Annotated in this window: 13 protein-coding genes; 5 read left to right on the top strand and 8 right to left on the bottom strand. The window is 63.9% G+C overall.

Features of this window, described 5'->3' with window-relative positions:
* Positions 1-12 precede the first annotated feature (12 nt).
* Positions 13-1,032 carry an EF-P lysine aminoacylase EpmA gene (gene epmA, locus QQK63_RS17115; protein WP_277825053.1) on the top strand — a complete coding sequence of 340 codons (1,020 nt, stop codon included), beginning with the start codon at positions 13-15 and terminating at the stop codon, positions 1,030-1,032.
* A 199-nt stretch (positions 1,033-1,231) separates the two neighbouring features.
* Here epmA and QQK63_RS17120 read toward each other — a convergent pair whose 3' ends face one another.
* The 6 genes from QQK63_RS17120 to QQK63_RS17145 form a co-directional block, all read right to left on the bottom strand.
* Complete coding sequence (locus QQK63_RS17120) at positions 1,232-2,092, bottom strand: restriction endonuclease (RefSeq protein WP_277825051.1); 861 nt, start codon at positions 2,090-2,092, stop codon at positions 1,232-1,234.
* Positions 2,092-3,258, bottom strand: a complete 1,167-nt coding sequence (locus QQK63_RS17125; RefSeq protein ID WP_277825049.1) for a ParB N-terminal domain-containing protein — start codon at positions 3,256-3,258, stop codon at positions 2,092-2,094. The genes QQK63_RS17120 and QQK63_RS17125 overlap by 1 nt, the downstream gene beginning before the upstream one ends.
* 228 nt (positions 3,259-3,486) lie before the next feature.
* Positions 3,487-4,311 carry a ParB N-terminal domain-containing protein gene (locus QQK63_RS17130; protein ID WP_277825047.1) on the bottom strand — a complete coding sequence of 275 codons (825 nt, stop codon included), beginning with the start codon at positions 4,309-4,311 and terminating at the stop codon, positions 3,487-3,489.
* Between the two features lie 83 nt (positions 4,312-4,394).
* Complete coding sequence (locus tag QQK63_RS17135) at positions 4,395-5,576, bottom strand: lytic murein transglycosylase (RefSeq protein ID WP_377133790.1); 1,182 nt, start codon at positions 5,574-5,576, stop codon at positions 4,395-4,397.
* A 69-nt stretch (positions 5,577-5,645) separates the two neighbouring features.
* Positions 5,646-6,635 carry a glutathione S-transferase family protein gene (locus QQK63_RS17140; protein ID WP_277825045.1) on the bottom strand — a complete coding sequence of 330 codons (990 nt, stop codon included), beginning with the start codon at positions 6,633-6,635 and terminating at the stop codon, positions 5,646-5,648.
* A gap of 234 nt (positions 6,636-6,869) precedes the next feature.
* Complete coding sequence (locus QQK63_RS17145) at positions 6,870-7,409, bottom strand: CGNR zinc finger domain-containing protein (RefSeq protein WP_277825043.1); 540 nt, start codon at positions 7,407-7,409, stop codon at positions 6,870-6,872.
* A 191-nt stretch (positions 7,410-7,600) separates the two neighbouring features.
* On the opposite strand from QQK63_RS17145, the gene QQK63_RS17150 reads away from it, so the two are divergent.
* The 4 genes from QQK63_RS17150 to QQK63_RS17165 all read left to right on the top strand — a co-directional run bounded on the left by QQK63_RS17150 (position 7,601) and on the right by QQK63_RS17165 (position 11,003).
* Positions 7,601-7,951: a hypothetical protein gene (locus tag QQK63_RS17150; protein WP_277825041.1), complete on the top strand. Its 351-nt coding sequence runs from the start codon at positions 7,601-7,603 to the stop codon at positions 7,949-7,951.
* A 154-nt stretch (positions 7,952-8,105) separates the two neighbouring features.
* The gene (gene dgcN, locus QQK63_RS17155) at positions 8,106-9,107 is read left to right on the top strand and encodes an N-acetyltransferase DgcN (protein ID WP_277825039.1); all 1,002 of its coding nucleotides are present in this window, start codon (positions 8,106-8,108) and stop codon (positions 9,105-9,107) included.
* A 71-nt stretch (positions 9,108-9,178) separates the two neighbouring features.
* Entirely contained in the window at positions 9,179-10,141 is a 963-nt protein-coding gene (gene dgcA, locus QQK63_RS17160) for an N-acetyl-D-Glu racemase DgcA (RefSeq protein WP_277825037.1), read from the top strand.
* Positions 10,142-10,148: 7 nt separating this feature from the next.
* Positions 10,149-11,003: a D-amino-acid transaminase gene (locus tag QQK63_RS17165; RefSeq protein ID WP_277825035.1), complete on the top strand. Its 855-nt coding sequence runs from the start codon at positions 10,149-10,151 to the stop codon at positions 11,001-11,003.
* A gap of 31 nt (positions 11,004-11,034) precedes the next feature.
* Here QQK63_RS17165 and QQK63_RS17170 read toward each other — a convergent pair whose 3' ends face one another.
* Together QQK63_RS17170 and QQK63_RS17175 are read right to left on the bottom strand one after the other, a co-directional pair.
* Positions 11,035-12,504, bottom strand: coding sequence for a calcium-binding protein (locus tag QQK63_RS17170; protein ID WP_277825931.1), 1,470 nt, complete (start codon positions 12,502-12,504; stop codon positions 11,035-11,037).
* Between the two features lie 231 nt (positions 12,505-12,735).
* A partial coding sequence (locus QQK63_RS17175; RefSeq protein ID WP_348540442.1) for a DUF6504 family protein occupies positions 12,736-13,747 on the bottom strand: 1,012 nt, incomplete at its 5' end.

Raw genomic sequence — 13,747 nt, forward strand, 5'->3', positions numbered from 1 at the left:
AAAGGGCCAGCCATGACATGGTGGCATCGTGACACCCACGCCGACCGCCGCCCCGCGCTGATGGCGCGCGGCCGGATCCTAACCGCGATCCGGCGCTGGTTCGAGGATCAGGGCTTCGTCGAGGTGGACCCCGCCTATCTGGTGGTCTCGCCCGGCAACGAGACGCATCTGCACGCGTTCGAAACCGTGGCGATGGACGACAGCCTGACGCCGCGCACCCGATACCTGCACACCTCGCCCGAATTCGCGATGAAAAAGCTGTTGGCTGCGGGGGAAGACAAGATCTTCACCCTGTCGCGCGTCTGGCGCAACCGCGAGGGCGGACCGCGCCATGCGGTCGAATTCACCATGTTGGAATGGTATCGCGCAGGCGAAAGCTACGAGGTGCTGATGGCTGATTGTGCAGCGCTGATGCGGGCGGCGGCGCAGGCCTCGGGCGTTGGCACCCTGCGTCACCGCGATACGGTCTGCGACCCCTTTGCCGGCCCGCGCCGGACCACGCTTCAGGCCGAGGCGATGCACCATGGCGTCGATCTGCTTGCCACGCTGGACGGGCCCGCGCCCGATGCCGCAGCACTCGGCGTACAACTGGCGGCCATCGGTATCGCGCCCGGCGCGGGCGACAGCTGGTCGGATCTATTCTCGCGCCTGCTGACCGCGCGGATCGAGCCGGGGCTGGGTCCCGGCCCCGTGATCCTCGACGCCTATCCGGCGCCCGAGGCGGCGCTGGCGCGGCGGTCGGCGCAGGACCCGCGCACGGCGGAACGGTTCGAGCTGTTCGCCTGCGGGGTGGAGCTGGCCAATGCCTTCGGGGAGCTGACGGACCCGGCGGAGCAGCGGGCGCGGTTCGAGGCGGACATGGACCTGAAGGAGGCGATCTACGGCACGCGCTACCCGTTGGACGAGGAGCTGCTGGCGGCGCTGGCCGGGATGCCGCCTGCGGCGGGCTGCGCGCTGGGGTTCGACCGGCTGGTGATGCTGGCCACCCATGCGCCCCGGCTGTCGGACGTGCAATGGACGCCGCCCGCCTGACCGGGCGCGGGTCGGGACGCGCCCGGCCCGAGGGGGGTGTGCAAGCTTGCACGGAGGGGTCAAGGCGTTGGGATTGTTGGAGAAAGGGGATTTTGTTAGGGTTTTGGTAAGGGGGTGATGGGGGGGGATCGGCGGGTGTTGGGTGTGGTGCGGTTTGAGCGACGGGTTACGGTCCAAAGCGGCCATCCGCTACCTGGGTCTATGCCGCGGCGCTGCTTCTCTGAAGCGCAGCTATTTCTTCCCAAAGATGTCGAATGACGTCGGCTTCGTTGCGCAGATGATCCATCTTACCAACGCAAGAAACGATTTCTCCGGCTGCTCGCGTGTCAAGTAACAAGTAACCATTTTGCTCGGCGCTCTTTCTGGCGCCACTCTGATATCCGCTATGTGCGACGAAACAGCCTATTAATGGCGCGGGGCTGTTTCTAAACCATGAGGGTAACACATTAATAAGCTCCTCTTTATTGTTACGAATGGAGTTCATCACGTCATTGAAAGCTTGAACCTTATCCCTCGTTACTGGTTGGCTATAGTATTTGCTTTGCCCAACAATGCGGACGCCCCTTCCCTTTGACAAAAACATACCAGACCGTGAAAATGCTGGGGCGATTGCCAAGAAGTCTATTCCGAATTCGTTGCCTTTTGGTGTTACATGAATTCGTGATGCCCCAAGTTTCCGCATTAGTAATCCGCCTAAATACTCGTAATGGCGATCATCCTTTAGGCCATCAATCCAATCAATGGCAGCAGCCCGCCGTTCCATTTTGGCTCTTTGTCTTCGATCTGTGTGTGAGAGGATGTTCCAACGGAGCTTAAGTAAAGTATTATCAGTATACTCAAAGGTCGGCATTCCGCCCTGATCTGAATGTTGAAGGTCGCTTTCTTTCAGCGCAGAATACAGAGTCTTCTTGAACCTAGATATGTATTCTTCGTCGGAGAGGGTCACGCGACCGTTGAGCTTCTTAAGTGCTCGAAGACATAGGGCGTCGATTGCAATTTCGCCTTCCGTCGGCGGCAGGCGGAACACCGCATTAACTATTGCCCCCTTCATCGAGCTCATTATTTGAGAAAACCGCGAATTTTTTCCTCGGTCTGTCGCAATGATTCTAGAATATCATTTAGTCTTTTTTTATTAGCGTCATCGCTCAAGACAGAAAGGGGCGTATTCTGCAACTGCTTGTCCGCCTCGTGCAGGACACTGAAGAATTTCTCAACGGCATTCTTATCCTCGTCACGATCGTGCTCTAACTCATCAAGTAGCGCTCTATTGTAGGATTTATCGATATCAGTCCCGCTGCGGAACTCCATCCAGTTCTTTGATGATTTTTGAATGAGATAGGTGATGCTGCGTAGATCGTCCCGCTTAGATATTCTTCTGCGGCTCCACGCTTCGCTAACTTCTGCTTTGGATGGTTCGCGATCAACGCCATCACCGTCTTCTGCAAGTTCGACCGGATAGAACCAAGATACAAACTCATTTAGGTTTGCTGCATCTAGAAACTTCTTATCATCTTCACTCCAGCGCAACCACTCTTTCAAGGCTATGCTGCTTCTGCCGAAAAGTTCTTGGAAGAAGGGGTAGATTTTCTCATCTATATAGCGTCCGAATTCAGTTTCGTCTTTGGCCTGCTGAAAAGCATAGTATCCGCGAACCCATTGTGCTGCGCCAAAAGCCGACAGGCCGAATCCTTTACCAACTTCAGTGAAGGTAAGGTCACGACTTTCCATTTGCTCAACAATTAGCTTAGCTTTGTTGAATGCAGGCCACTCAGATATACCTGAGATGTGTCGCAGGCCTTGGAATATCCAAGATGCATCACTAGCCTCGTTTGCGCCCTCATATAGTAGGCAAGGTATCAACTTAAAACTATCGAGTATCGCAGAAGGAAGTTGATCGCCGGTATCAGAGAAGCCATTTATGGATTTTGCTGCACATATTCTTCTGTTTCCCTCGAGGACAATAAACTGACTATCTGAAATCTGCCTAACGACAACTCGGTCAATGGGTAGATAGCCATTGTATTCCATAATCGACTTGAGCTTATCAACCTCATGATCGGAAAATAACCTTTCTGACGTTGTTTTCTGAATGTCCTCTCGTATGGCATCATGGTCTGGAATATATACCCATTCACTTCCGACAAATCGCGGATTATTTGGGTCGAGGAATAGATCACTGAGCGGAACTTCAATAGATCTCAGATCGACTGCAAGTGGTCCGCGCATCTAAGTTCCTCACACAGAATGCTTTGCTGAATTGATCAAGACAAGAGTGATGATGTCAAGTGGCTGTTGCGAAAAGTATCTTCATGTTCGCGCAGCGAATCCAGACCTCTCGTATGGCGCGTTCGCGCCTCGAGGACATGATGGACGCATGCTCTACATGAACGACTGCTCTGCCCGCCGCCGAGTTTCTCGCGCGGCAAAGCCAGCATGCCGCTTTCGGCCGCCCCCTCACCTCCCCCCCAACCAAGCCTCCACGTAATCCATCACATCCTCCATCAGCGGGCCGCTGGCGTCCCGCCCGGTGAAGCGCAGGAGCCAGCCGTCCTTGTGCCGCTCGCGCCTTATGGTGAGGGACATCGCGGTGCGGAGGTAGTGCCTCGGGCGGTCCTTGCGGTAGGGGGGCGGGCCGTGGCGGGCCTCCTCCTCCATCTCGTCGAGGATGGCGGCGAGCAGGCTCCATTGCGTCGCGGGGGAGCGGTCGGAGGATTCGGCCAGCGCCACGTCCATCACCGGGCCCAGGCCGGCGCGCAGGCCCGCGGCAAGGCGGGTGAGTTTTTGCTGCGAGAGGGACAGCGGCTCGGTCAGGGTGGGGCCGAAATGCTGGACGACCTCGACCACGGCGCGCAGGCGCGCGCGGCGGAAGCGGTCGTAGGTGGGGTAGAGCGCCGGGAGCGCGTCGTCGAGCGTGGCGAAATGGCCGTGCTCGAGGGCGGTGAGCAGGATGCTGGCCCGTTCCCAGGGCGTGATCTCGGCGCGGATCTCGTTTTCCTCGATCATGGCGGCCAGCGCCGCGGGGATGTCGGCGGGCTGGCGGATGAAGGCGGGAATGGTGGGAAGGTTCAGCTCGCGGTGCGCGATGAGCCGCCGGTAGCCGGAGATGAGGCCATAGGGGAGGGGGCCGGTGGCGGGGAAAACCTCGATCGGCATGCGCAGCCCGTGGGCGGCGATGGAGAGGGTGAGGTCGGAGAGCGCGATAGGGTCGAGGTCGAGCCGGTCGCGGGGGAGGGCGGTGGCGTCGATCTGGTCGAGGGGGATGTGTTGGATGGGGTCCATGGGCCTGTCCTGCGGTTGGGGAATGCAGGATAGGCCGGGGGCGGGTGTGTTGCGGGGATCGCGGAGGCGGCGCGCGGTCCTGGTCAGAGCGCGTTGAGGAGTTGCGTGGTCGGCCAGGCGTCGGCGGGCAGGCCAAGGCGCTGCTGTTCGGCGCGCACGGCGGCGCGGGTGCCTGCGCCGAGGATGCCGTCGATCGCGCCGACATTGTGGCCGCGCGCCTGCAGGCGTTGTTGCAGGGCGCGCATCTGGTCGCCGGAGAGGCCCGGATCGGGGTTGCGCGGGTCAAAGACCGGCGCGCCCTCGAGCCTTGACGCGAAGTAGGCGGCGGTCAGGACATAGGTGAAGCTCTGGTTCCATTCGAAAAGAACCGTGAAATTGGGATAGGCCATAAAGGCCGGTCCGTTGCGCCCTTGCGGCAGCACGACCGATGCCTGCGATCCCGGCATGGGCAGCGCGCCGCCTGCCCGGGCGCGCACGCCCGCGGCCTCCCAATCCGACACGCGGCGGCTGGTGTGAACGCCGGTCTGGAACCAGTCGAGGTCTGCGGGCACGGTGATTTCCACCAGCCACGGCTCGTTCGGCCGCCAGCCGAGCGAGGACAGCACATTCGCCCCCGACATCAGCGCATCGGGGGCCGAGGTCTGCAGATAGACATGCCCGTCGCCATCGCCGTCGATGCCGTTTTCCACGATATCCTCGGGCAGCATCTGGACCATGCCGATTTCCCCCGCCCAAGCGCCTTGGGTGTTCACGGGGTCGAAGTCGCCATTCTCGTAAAGCTCGAGCGCGGCGAAGATCTGGGGCCGGAACAATTCGGGGCGGCGGCAGTCATGGGCCAGCGTCACGAGGCTGTTGAGCGTGTTGTAATCGCCCTGAAACGCGCCGTAGTCGGTCTCGAAGGCCCAGAAGGCCAGAAGGATGCCGCGCGACACGCCGAAACGGCGTTCGGCCTCGTCGAAGACGGCATCGAAACGCTCGGCGTTGCGGCGGCCCGCATCCATCCGGTTCTGCGAGATCAGGCGACGCGCGAATTCGGTGAAAGGCTGTTGAAAGAACCCCTGCCGCCGGTCGGCATCGAGCGTGCGCTGGTCGAAGCGGGCGGAGCGGAAGAAGGCATCGACCGTGGATTGCGCATGGCCGCGTGTTGCGGCCTCGGATTTGAGGCCTTGCAGGAATTGCCCGAAATCCCCGCCGCAGCTTTGGGCATTGGCCGCCCCGGTCAAAAGCCCGAGAGCGAGTGCCCCGGCGAACATGGTACGCATCATCTGGAAAAGCCCTGTCGGTTCTAGGTCGGACCCAGAGTAACAAGGCTGCGCGATCCCGCAAGCGCCCAGTCAGGCGGCCTTCAACCGGGCGCGGTCATGCGGCGCGTGCCAGTCGATCACGGGATTGATCGGGATGATCCGGTGCGGGTTTATGCTGTCGTGGCTGTAATGATAGTGCCGCACGATGTGGTCGAAGTTGATCGTGTCCGACACACCGGGCCATTGATAGAGCTCGCGCGCATAGCCCCAGAGGTTGGGGTAATCGATGATGCGGCGGCGGTTGCATTTGAAATGCAGGTGATAGACCGCATCGAACCGCGCTAGCGTCGTAAAGAGCCGCCAATCGGCTTCGGTCACGCGGTCGCCCGCAAGATAGCGGTGGTGGGACAGGATGTCCTCCAGCCAGTCGAGCGCATCGAACAGCGCATGGACAGCCCCGTCATAGGCGGATTGCGTCGTGGCGAAGCCGGCTTTGTAGACGCCGTTGTTCACCTCGTCATAGACCCGCGCGTTGATCGCATCGATCCGGTCGCGCAGGGCTGCGGGGTAGTAATCGTCGCGGTTGCCGGTCAGCCCGTCGAAGGCGGAATTGAACATGCGGATGATCTCGGCGCTTTCGTTCGAGACGATGGTGCCTGTCTCCTTGTCCCACAGGACCGGCACGGTCACACGCGTCGTGGCCTTGGGGTCGGCGCGCTGGTAGATCTCGCGCAAGTAGCGGCTGCCGAACAGCAGATCGCCGCTCGCGCCGCGATCGTCGGTCTGGAAAGTCCAACCGTCGGACAGCATGTCGGGATGGACGGCGGACACGTCGATATGCTCCTCCAGCCCCTTGAGGCTGCGGAAGATCATTGCCCGGTTGGCCCAAGGGCATGCGTGGCTGACATAGAGATGGTAGCGCCCGCTTTCAGCCTTGAAGCCGCCCGTGCCGCTGGGCCCCGGCGCGCCATCGGCGGTCACCCAGTTGCGAAAGCGGCTTTCCTGACGCTGGAAGGCGCCGCCGCTGGACTTGGTGTCATACCATTGGTCATGCCAGTCGCCGTCGATCAACAGGCCCATGTCTTTCGCTCCTTCTCGTTCCTGACCAAGCTAGGGGCGTGGGGGCGCGCAAGTAACCGGCCCCTGCGCAGGGTCGCCCCCGCAGGGGCGCACATGTCCAACCCCCGCAGGGGCGCACATGTCCAACCCCCGCAGGGGCGCACATGTCCAACCCCCGCAGGGGCGCACATGTCCAACCCCCGCAGGGGCGCACATGTCGAGCCCCCGCAGGACGTGAGAGCTTCGGTCGAATGTTCAGCCCTCGGCGCGTTGCCGGGCGCGGAAGGTTTCCACCTTGGCCCGGTTGCCGCAGCGCGCCATGGAACACCAGCGCCGACCCTGCCCGCGCCCATGGTCGAGGAACAGATGCGTGCAGCGTCGACATTCCCGCAACCGGTCCAGATCATCCCGGCCGAGCAGGTCGAAGAGCGCGAGCGCCAGGTGATCGTGCAAACCTCCCAGCGGCCCGGGCTGGAGCGTGAGCCCCTTTGGACCGAGGGCAAAGCCCGCATCCTGAAGCGCCGATTTGATCGCCGCCTCGAGCGTCAGGGCCTCTTCGCGGCCGGGGCGACGGTTCGCGGCGATGGCCGACAAAACGGCGTGGCCGGCTTCGCGCAGACCCTTGATCGCGGTCATCTGGCCGCGGCTTGGCGCGGGCAGGCCCCGCGGCACAAGGCCCGCGCTTTCGAGGATGGCCACGAAACCCGCCCCGTCGGCAAAGCTGTCGGCCTTGCGTGTCTTGCCGTCGTCCTGGACGGAATTGAGAAAGGCGAGGGCGGGATGGCCGGGTGTCATGCCGGGAACCTTGTTGCGCTGTGCCCGACCTGCGGGCCTGCCATGGAAGTGTCACGATGCGGCTTTATGCAGCCCCCGTCCAGAGGCGGCTGTTGCCGCTGCGTGACGGATGCAGGTGCAGCATATTCAAATCATTGACCTAATCGGGATTTGTACCACCTGTATAAGAAGTCTGATCGGAAGGACGGGCCATGTCTGAGTTTCTCCCCAAGGCCGTGCGCGACGAATTGGCCGCAGCGCAAAGAACGGCACGCCGCCGCCGGGCGACGCGCGTCGTGCATGTGGGCGACGAGGCCTATCCGATCCTCGAGATGAGCGAGCAGGGCTTTTGCGTCGATGCCGAAGATGCGCCGCATCTGCGCGGCCTGATCGATATCTACGACGGCCCGCGCCACCTCTATCAGGCGCTGATCGTCGCCTCGGAACAGGACGGCGACCTGATGCGCTATGAGTTCAAGCGCAACACCGCCGCCCTGACCCGCGCGCCGGTCGATTTCGAAACGCCGGCCGAACCGGTGGCGGGCTTCTTGCCCTCGGTCTGAAAGACGACAGGATTTCCCGCAGATTGGCGGTTGCGCGCAAAAATTCTGTGCGTGAGCCGCGAAAGGTCGCGAAAATTGCGACCGACCTGCACGGAATGGAGCCTATCTTTCCCGGGAGCGTTCGAGACCTGACCCCGCGCCCGGAGACCAAAGCATGATCCAGACCCCCTACCTGTTGTTTCTGGGCGATGCGCCCGACCAATTGGCCGCCAAGGTGGCGCAAGGCATCCGCGACTGGCGTCCCGACAACGCGCTGGGCCAGTTCCGCATGGACGGCTGCCGCGCCGACGTGCGCCTGCCGGACATGGATCTTGCGGCGGCCAAGGCGGCGGGGGCGAAAACGCTGGTGATCGGCGTTGCGAACCGGGGCGGCGTGATCTCGGCGGCGTGGAAAAAGGTTCTGGTGCAGGCGCTGGAGGAGGGGTTCGACCTCGCCTCGGGGCTGCACAACCTGCTTCGCGACGAGGCCGATCTGGTGGCCGTGGCGAAGGCAACGGGGCGCAGCCTGCACGATGTGCGGGTCCCGAGCGTGCAATACCCGATCGCCAATGGCGTCAAGCGGACGGGCAAGCGGTGCCTGACCATCGGCACGGATTGCTCGGTCGGAAAGATGTACACCTCTCTCGCCGTGGATGCCGAGATGAAGGCGCGCGGGCGGAAGTCGAGTTTCCGCGCCACGGGGCAGACCGGCATCCTTGTCACCGGGAACGGCGTGCCGCTGGATGCGGTGATCGCGGATTTCATGGCTGGGTCCGTCGAATGGCTGACGCCCGACAATGACGCCGATCATTGGGACCATATCGAGGGGCAGGGCAGCCTGTTCCATGTGTCTTATTCCGGGGTGACGATGGCCCTGATCCATGGTGGCCAGCCCGATGCGATGATCCTGTGCCACGAACCGACGCGGACCCATATGCGCGGCCTTCCGGGCTATGACCTGCCGAGCCTCGAGGCGGTGCGCGACATGGCGCTGCCCATCGCGCGGATCGCCAACCCGGCCTGTCAGGTGGTGGGCGTGTCGATCAACACCTCCGCCATGGGCGAGGACGAGGCCTTGAGCTACCTTGAGGCCACCGAGAAGCGGCTGGGTCTGCCCGCCTGCGACCCGTTCCGGCAGGGCGCGGCCAAGCTTGCCGATGCGCTGGACGCGATCTGAAGCGGCGCGCTTGTGGTGGGTCGGGGACCCTCCGGGGGGAGTTTTTCGGCCAAGATGAAGGGGAGGGCGGCATGTTGCAGGTGACGCGGGACAGGTTTCGGCTGGCGCAGGTTTTCACCATCAGCCGCGGGTCGCGGACCGAGGCGCAGGTTCTGACCGTGACCGTGACGCGTGACGGCGTGACGGGGCGGGGCGAATGCGTGCCTTATGCGCGCTACGGCGAAACGCTCGATACTGTTGCGGCCGAGATCGAGGGGTTGGCCGACGGGATCGGTCGCGCCGACCTGCAAGCGGCGTTGCCTGCTGGCGCGGCGCGCAACGCGGTCGATTGTGCCTTGTGGGATTGGGAGGCGAAGCATGCCGGGCGCCGGGTCTGGGACTTGGCGGGGCTGGCTGCGCCGGGGCCGGTGGTGACAGCGTATACGCTGTCGCTCGATACGCCCGAGGCCATGCGCGCGGCGGCCGCGACCCATGCCCATCGCCCGTTGTTGAAGATCAAGCTTGGCACGCCCGACGATATGCCAAGGCTGGAGGCCGTGCGCGCGGGCGCGTCGACCTCGCGGATCATCGTCGATGCGAACGAGGGGTGGACGGCGGAGGTTTATGCCGATCTGGCCCCACACCTGTTACGGCTGGGCGTCGAGATGGTGGAACAACCCCTTCCCGCCGGACAAGATGACATGCTGGCCGAGATCGCGCGCCCCCTGCCTGTCTGTGCCGACGAGTCCTGCCATGACCGCGACAGCCTGCCGGGGCTGAGGGGCAAGTACGACATGGTCAACATCAAGCTCGACAAGGCCGGCGGCTTGACCGAGGCGCTGGCGCTGAAGGCCGAGGCGGAGGCCGCGGGTCATGACGTGATGGTCGGCTGCATGGTCGGATCCTCGCTTGCCATTGCGCCCGCGGTTCTGGTGGCGCAAGGCGTGGCTATCGTGGACCTTGACGGGCCGCTCCTGCTGGCAGAAGACCGGACGGTGCCTTTGAATTATGACGCCGCGGGCGTGCACCCGCCGCGGCCCGAACTTTGGGGATGAGCCTGCAATGACCCGCACCGTCTACGTGAATGGAGAGTACCTGCCCGAGGATCAGGCCAAGGTGTCGGTCTTCGACCGTGGTTTCCTGTTCGCCGATGGCGTCTACGAGGTGACGAGCGTTCTGGGCGGCAAGCTGATCGATTTCGCGGGCCATGCCAAACGTCTGCAGCGGTCGCTGGACGAGTTGCAGATGGCCAATCCCGTGACCGAGGACGAGCTGCTGGAAATCCACCGCGAGTTGGTGCGTGCGAACGGGATCGAGGAGGGGCTCGTCTATCTCCAGATCACGCGGGGCGCAGCGGATCGCGATTTCGCCTACCCCAAGGACCCCGTGCCCACCATCGTGCTTTTTACCCAATCCAAGCCGGGTCCTGCCGAAAACCCCCTGGCCCGCACGGGGATGAAGGTGATTTCCATCGAGGATCAGCGCTGGGGCCGGCGCGACATCAAGACGGTGCAACTGCTCTACCCGTCGATGGGCAAGATGATGGCCAAGGCGGCGGGCGCCGACGACGCCTGGATGGTCGAGGATGGCCATGTGACCGAAGGCACGTCGAACAACGCCTATATCGTCAAGGGCAACACCATCGTCACCCGCCATCTGGGCACCGAGATCCTGCACGGGATCACGCGCGCCGCCGTGCTGCGTTTCGCGCGCGAGGCGCAGATGGTGGTGGAGGAGCGCCCCTTCACCGTCGCGGAGGCCAAGGCGGCGGATGAGGCGTTCATCACCTCGGCCTCGGCCTTTGTCATGCCGGTGGTGGAGATGGATGGGCAGCCCATCGGGTCGGGCGCGCCGGGCCGCGTGACGGCGCGGCTGCGCGAGATCTATCTCGACGAAATGCGCAAGGCTGCGGTCTGATCCGCCGCCGCTGACGCGTATCGCGTCCGGGTCAGACGATCCGGATCGCGGCCTCGAGCTCGGGCGTCAGGGTGGCGCCTTCGAGCACCACGAAGACCGTGTCGCCGATCAGAACCTCGACACCTGCCGGACCTGCGCTGGCGCGCAAGACCGGCGTGGGCGCTGGTGTGGGCAGGCTCGCGCCTTCGGCGGTGATGTCGAGCGTTAGCCGATCCGTCGCGGGGGTGAAATCCGTGATCCGGGCTGGTGTGTCCGGTGTGCCGAACAGGGTCTGGATGGTGATGTCATCCGCCCCGTCGCCACCCGTGATGGTGGCGTTCATGTCGCCGACGATCGTGTCGTCGCCCGTACCGCCATCGAGGATCGAACCCGTCGCGATGGTGGCATTCTCCGCGACCGCGGTGATGACATCGTTGCCGGCAAAGCCGAAGAGCGTGTCCTGCACGCCATCCGAGGTCAAGGTGTCGTCGCCCGCGCCGCCGACGAGGCTGTCGTTGCCGAAGAGGTCGGTGATCAGATCGTTGCCGTCTTCGCCCAGAAGCGTATCGTTGTTGAAGCCGCCGACGAGGATGTCGTCGCCCGCCTCGCCGTTCAGGAAGTCATCGCCGCTGCCGCCCTGAAGGCGGTCGTTCTGGTCGCCGCCGAGCAAGATGTCGTTGCCGGTGCCGCCATCGAGGAAGTCGGCCCCTGCGCCGCCGTTCATCAAGTCATTGCCTGCGTCGGCATACATCAGGTCATCGCCGGTGCGGCCGATCAGCGTGTCGTCGCCGTCACCGCTGCGCAACGTGTCATTGCCTTCCTCGCCGTCGAGGCTGTCGTTGCCGGCCCCGCCGAGCAGTCGGTCGGCGCCACCGCCGCCGATGAGGGTGTCGCTGCCCGCCTCGCCGTTGAGCAGATCGTCGCCAAGACCGCCGTCGAGCCGATCGTTCGCATCGCCGCCAAGGAGCGTGTCCAGACCGCCCCCGCCAAAGAGACGGTCGGCGCCGAAGCCACCTTCGAGCAGGTCGTCGCCCGCGCCGCCGTTCAGCGTATCTGCGCCGGTGCCGCCGACGAGGCGATCGTTGCCCATGCCGGATTGAAGATTGTCGTTGCCGCCGCCGCCGAAGGCCGTGACGGTGGTGTTTTCCATCGGCTCGACCTCGAGCACGTCATCGCCAAGGCCGAGGTTGGCAAAGAGCGTGCCGCTGTCCAGAAGCACGGTATCGTTGCCGGATCCGCCATTGACGGTGACATTCCCGTTCAGGATCGCCGCAGCGTCATCGCCGTCGCCGAGGTTCAGGATCAGGTTTTCCGCGTTGAACGAGCCGATCGTGTCGTCGCCCGAGAGCGCGTTGACCTGATCGACATCGGGATTGCGCAGGATCAGCCTGTCGTCATCGGGGGTGAGGGTGCGTTCGGTGCCGTCGCGGGCCGGCGTATCTTCGGTGTCGTCATCCTCGCCACCAAGGAGGAAGGTCATACCGACAGCCGCCAGCAGGAGCGGAATAATCCCGAACAACATCTTGGTCACTCACTCGATCGTTACAATGACCAGGGCCGGAGCGGAGGCGTTCAGCGCTGGTTAACTATGGCTAAGAGTGGATCCCGAAGTCGCCAAAAATGTCAAACCAAAGGGTGAATTGTGGTGTCTTTTGGTTAAGCAAGTCTTTCTTTTAAAGGGTATTTTCGAAAAATCCCTTAAGATCGGAGGGGATTGTTTACCTTTGGGTAACAATTTTGGCGGGGGGTCGAATCAGCCGAAATCGCCCTGCGCGAACCAGCCCCCCGAGAGGGTTGCGCCATGGGCGAAGAAAAGCCACAGCCGCGCCCCTTGGGTGGTCGTCACGCGCCAGTAGTCGCGCACGCCCGAGCGCCAGTTCGGATCGTCGAGCCACCATTCCGGCGCGATGCGTTCGGGGCCGTGGGCGGCCCGGATCTCGAAGTCGCGGCCGCGCCAGCGGAACCGCGCGGGCAGATCGGGCGTGGCGGGCGCGGTGACGGGTTCGGGGCGAAACAGCGTCAGGGGCCGGGGCCGCGCGGGGGCGGGCCAGTCGGGCGCGGGCGCGCTGTAGGCGGCGGCCTGGGTCGATTGGGTCTTTTCGGGAATATGGCTGTCGGCGGGATGTTCGCGGGTGATCCGGTCGAGCCCGACGCGCGCGCCGATCCGGGCGATCAGATCGTCGAGCGCCTGCCCATCGGTGCGATCGGCCCGCGCCTCGGCAGCGACGGCCCAGCCGCCCTTGTGGGTGGTGGCGTGCAGCGGTTCGGTGACGGGGGCGCACAGGCGGAGCACGTCGAAGCCGAAGCCGGCATCCAGATCGCCCAGTTTCAGTTCGAAGAGCGGGCGCAGGCTGTCGGGGCGGTCGGCGGGGCGGGCAAGCCCGATCTCGATCACCTCGGTGCCGCCTTCGGCGCGCAACATCTCGAGCCGGAGCCTCCGCGCGCCGCGCCCACGGGCGCGGAGCTTGTCGCAGAGCGGTGGCAGGAGCCGGTCGAGACCGCCGAGGATGTCGGCCTGCAGCCCGATCGGTTCGGGCAGGGAGAGGCGCACAGCGAAATGCAAGGGCGCGCCCGCGGGCGAGATCGGTTCGGGCTCCACCCCCAGCGCCTGGTCGAGGCGGCGGACGAGATCCTGACCGAAGCGGCGGGCGAGGCCCGCGCGCGGCATCCCCGTCAGATCCCCGATGCGGCGGATCCCCAGCCGGGCGAGGCCCGAGGCCGTCTCGGGCGCGAGGCGGAGCGCGGCGACGGGGAGGGGGGCGAGC

The organism is Roseicyclus marinus, from assembly GCF_030163795.1.
Lineage (GTDB): Bacteria > Pseudomonadota > Alphaproteobacteria > Rhodobacterales > Rhodobacteraceae > Roseicyclus > Roseicyclus marinus.